The organism is bacterium (genome assembly GCA_030697795.1).
Classification (GTDB): Bacteria; Patescibacteriota; Minisyncoccia; order JACQLN01; family JACQLN01; genus JACQLN01.
In genome coordinates, this window is record JAUYOV010000019.1 from 1 (window position 1) to 3,257 (window position 3,257).

General features: G+C 38.1%; 6 protein-coding genes, 1 tRNA gene and 1 rRNA gene. 5 read left to right on the forward strand and 3 right to left on the reverse strand.

Annotated features, from left to right (window positions below; genetic code table 11):
* Positions 1-100: 100 nt before the first annotated feature.
* A complete protein-coding gene (locus tag Q8Q95_04630) occupies positions 101-289 on the reverse strand; it encodes a DUF5679 domain-containing protein (GenBank protein MDP3764865.1) in 189 nt (62 codons plus the stop codon).
* 126 nt (positions 290-415) lie between these two features.
* On the opposite strand from Q8Q95_04630, the gene Q8Q95_04635 reads away from it, so the two are divergent.
* The 5 genes from Q8Q95_04635 to Q8Q95_04655 all read left to right on the forward strand — a co-directional run bounded on the left by Q8Q95_04635 (position 416) and on the right by Q8Q95_04655 (position 2,555).
* Positions 416-712 carry a hypothetical protein gene (locus tag Q8Q95_04635; protein ID MDP3764866.1) on the forward strand — a complete coding sequence of 99 codons (297 nt, stop codon included), beginning with the start codon at positions 416-418 and terminating at the stop codon, positions 710-712.
* Positions 713-720: 8 nt separating this feature from the next.
* Positions 721-1,077, forward strand: coding sequence for a hypothetical protein (locus tag Q8Q95_04640; GenBank protein MDP3764867.1), 357 nt, complete (start codon positions 721-723; stop codon positions 1,075-1,077).
* A gap of 112 nt (positions 1,078-1,189) precedes the next feature.
* Positions 1,190-1,444, forward strand: a complete 255-nt coding sequence (locus Q8Q95_04645; GenBank protein MDP3764868.1) for a GIY-YIG nuclease family protein — start codon at positions 1,190-1,192, stop codon at positions 1,442-1,444.
* Positions 1,435-1,506: transfer RNA gene (locus Q8Q95_04650), tRNA-Ile, on the forward strand. The genes Q8Q95_04645 and Q8Q95_04650 overlap by 10 nt, the downstream gene beginning before the upstream one ends.
* 179 nt (positions 1,507-1,685) lie before the next feature.
* Complete coding sequence (locus Q8Q95_04655; GenBank protein ID MDP3764869.1) at positions 1,686-2,555, forward strand: hypothetical protein; 870 nt, start codon at positions 1,686-1,688, stop codon at positions 2,553-2,555.
* Between the two features lie 45 nt (positions 2,556-2,600).
* Here Q8Q95_04655 and Q8Q95_04660 read toward each other — a convergent pair whose 3' ends face one another.
* A complete protein-coding gene (locus Q8Q95_04660) occupies positions 2,601-2,789 on the reverse strand; it encodes a hypothetical protein (GenBank protein MDP3764870.1) in 189 nt (62 codons plus the stop codon).
* A 228-nt stretch (positions 2,790-3,017) separates the two neighbouring features.
* Positions 3,018-3,257: ribosomal RNA gene (locus Q8Q95_04665) — 16S ribosomal RNA — on the reverse strand; the annotation flags it as partial.

The following is a 3,257-nucleotide window of genomic DNA, read 5'->3' on the forward strand; positions in this document are numbered from 1 at the left end:
ATTCGTTGGGGTTCTGCTCAAAATGGGTTCTGACTTTTTCAAACAAACATCAAACACAAAAACAATCCGCCGAAAAGGCGGATTGTTTTGGGATCCGGATCTAAGATTTTTTATTGCCCAAAATTTTAAACATCTTTGTGCCGCATTTCTCGCAAGTGCCGGTCATCGCCCGGCGGGTAACCCCACCCTTACCCTTCATAGTCACCTCTTTGGGATCAATCATTGTTCTTTTTTCACGGCATTTTACGCAATATGCTATAACTGGCTCTGGTTTATCGTTAGCTGGCATAGTATTAAAAAAACGCTTATCTAGTAATGATTTTTCGACGATTAAGCCTAATTTAGCACAACTTAGCTTTAAGCGCGAATAAGTTATTCACAACTGCTTCTAGGTGAGTATGCTAATATAACCAATATGAATACATTTTATATAACGCTTTCTATAGATATTCTTGGCATAGCTGTGGGCATAATTTCCATCGCCACGATCATAAGTGTAAAAAAGCAGATGGGAGGAGCTATTGGCAAAGGGCTCGGTTTATTTATTTGGGGAGTTATGTTTATGATGCTCGCTTTTTTGTGGACCATAATATTTACGCGCTTGAAATTACTTATGCCCCCAGCGGTTGATATACATCACGCCCTTATGACAATTGGCATGATACTTTTTGTAGTATCGGCCAAAAAATTCTCTAAAACCGTAAATTTATAATTTAGGCTATGGCTTCTACAGCGGACCTCTTCCAATTTGTTTTCTTAATTGTGCGCTCAATATTCGTATTGATCGGCCCTAAACCAATTGAGGATATTTTTCTTAAAAATCGCCTGGAGGACCAGTTTAGCATCAACGCCGGTGGAAATTTAGAAATAAAATTTGAGTCATCCGATCCAGCTGCCATAAATTATTACCTTAAACTTTTGGAAGCTTTGGCTCGTCTAGCTAAAAACGTTTTTGGCAAGCAGTATGCCAATAACCTTTTTTTACAACATTACGAAAAAATCAAATCATGGTCGCAAACATCGGAGGAAACAGAAACAATAAAACAGGTTTTGGATAAAATTACAAAAGATGCTTAAATATCGCTAGGCGCGTGTAGTTCAGTGTCCCGATTTTGCCCAAAATATGATTTTGGTTGCAAAATCGCGGATCCCCGAAAAACGCGCCGTTTTTCGGGAGCAGAACGAATATATGTTTTATATATACATACTAAAGTCGAAAATAAATGGCGCGTATTACGTAGGTAGCACTAAAAACATTTGTATTAGGCTTAAGATGCATAATAATAGTTTAGTCAAATCAACAAAACGATATATGCCCTGGGAAGTTATATATTCTGAAAAGTTTCCAAGCTTAAGCGATGCGCGGAATAGAGAATTACAAATTAAATCTTGGAAAAAACGACTTGCGATTGAAAGATTAATAAACACAAATACGGGTGTGTAGTTCAGTGGTAGAACGCTGTCCTGATAAGACAGAGGTCCCAGGTTCGATCCCTGGCACACCCAATGTTTCAAAAATTTTGGGTCGGCTTTGGCAGGCGGGTAAGAAGACCTGCCCGCAATGCTACGCATAGCGTTGCAGGCGGGGGCCGATGGTTCGATTCCATCCACGCGCATAAAATATGCTATACTAAAAACATCGGCTCGAACCATATTTTATTTTTAGGAAAAGAAAATTTTTTAATATGGCATTTACTTCTACGCATGAAATTGGAAAAGCAAGAGAACTTATTGCCCAGATTGAATCAATAATAGGTTTTGACGAAAAAACTGGTCTTGTTAAGGCCGCCCGTTTACTAGACGATCCTGATGCTAGCCATTTAGATACTTTTGAAAATATTTCTCTTGCCATAAATTATGCTCTTTTAGGAAACACGGAACGGGCTAAAAATATTTTAATTGCCATAGAAAAGTATGTGGGAAAGGATAATAAAACTGGATTATTTTTTAATAAATTGGGTATTGGTCAACACGAAGAAAAGAAAGTATTACCCGGAGAAAAAACCATCTATTTATCAAACCAAGTTTTAATTTTTTTGTTGCTGTTATTATTAGGTGAATCTAAAAAGGCGCGAGATTTTTTAGAAATCATAAAAGATAAATTTCAATTTTTTTCTTTTAATAATCATTCTGTGTATCAACACGCACTCAATCTTTCCAGTTTTTATGCTTTTAATAACCTATTTATGGCCATTGCAGAGAATGTTGCGAGCAACCAAGAAAAAAGCATGAATTTAGTAAATGATATCCTTGATTTATGTTGGGACCATCGGATTGGTTTACTTACTTTTGCACCGAATGAAAAATTATATTTTATATTAGACAATAGTTTGCTGGCGATATGGTATAAGCTTAATAACGAAGGTAATAAATGCCGTGATATTATTAAAATCATTGAGGAAAAAGTTAAGCGTGATAATGAAACCAAACTTTTTTATAGGGGCGTAAAATTGATTTCAGATAATTTTGAATCAATACCACCCGCTTTAACTTATACCAATTCTGTTTTGTCTATTGCTTATTTGGTTTCTGCCGATCTTTTTACTAAAAATTAAATGCCGCCAAAGAAAAAACGCCATCCGGTAGTTTGCGGATAGACGTTATCTTTTGCTTCGCTTGTTTTCATGATCATGCCAGCGGAATAGTGGCGTTTCAATAAGTTGAGTAAGTTTAATGATCTCGTAAAGCGTGAAAGTAATCGGAGCTTTGGTTTCTTTAGCATTACGTAATTTTTTAAGGACTTTTTTCTGCCATTGTTCCATAAAACCCTCCTGTTCTATAAAAAACATATCAAAAAAGACCTATTTTTGCAATAGGTCTTTTTTGATTAAGCACTTTTTCTTTTGTCCCGCCTACGCAAGTTTAGCTTGCGTAGGCGAGGCTCGCCCAGCTTCACTGGGCGGCCCGTCCTCTACAAACTACTTGCGTAGAATTTAGTCTTTCTTTGGGGTCAAAGACCAACACCCCTCCGATGAACATCGGAGATCGACACATTAACTTTGTAAAAATACAAAATTAAAAATTAAACTCCACGACCAGCTTCCGCTAGCCGTGCCTTGTTACGACTTACTCCCTGTCACCGAGCTTAGGCTGATCCGCCGAATGGCGGGCTTCACCTACTCCCGGCTCCCTTGAGTTGACGGGCGGTGAGTACAAGACTCGAGAACGTATTCACCGCAGTATAGCTGACCTGCGATTACTAGCGATTCCGACTTCATGAGGTCGAATTGCAGACCTCAATCCGAACTGGGCCGGCC

Bases quoted from the DNA above. Each gene is read 5' to 3' on its own strand.
- Q8Q95_04630 (MDP3764865.1), bottom strand. From the start codon at position 289: ATGCCAGCTAACGATAAACCAGAGCCAGTTATAGCATATTGCGTAAAA.
- Q8Q95_04635 (MDP3764866.1), top strand. From the start codon at position 416: ATGAATACATTTTATATAACGCTTTCTATAGATATTCTTGGCATAGCT.
- Q8Q95_04640 (MDP3764867.1), top strand. From the start codon at position 721: ATGGCTTCTACAGCGGACCTCTTCCAATTTGTTTTCTTAATTGTGCGC.
- Q8Q95_04645 (MDP3764868.1), top strand. From the start codon at position 1,190: ATGTTTTATATATACATACTAAAGTCGAAAATAAATGGCGCGTATTAC.
- Q8Q95_04655 (MDP3764869.1), top strand. From the start codon at position 1,686: ATGGCATTTACTTCTACGCATGAAATTGGAAAAGCAAGAGAACTTATT.
- Q8Q95_04660 (MDP3764870.1), bottom strand. From the start codon at position 2,789: ATGTTTTTTATAGAACAGGAGGGTTTTATGGAACAATGGCAGAAAAAA.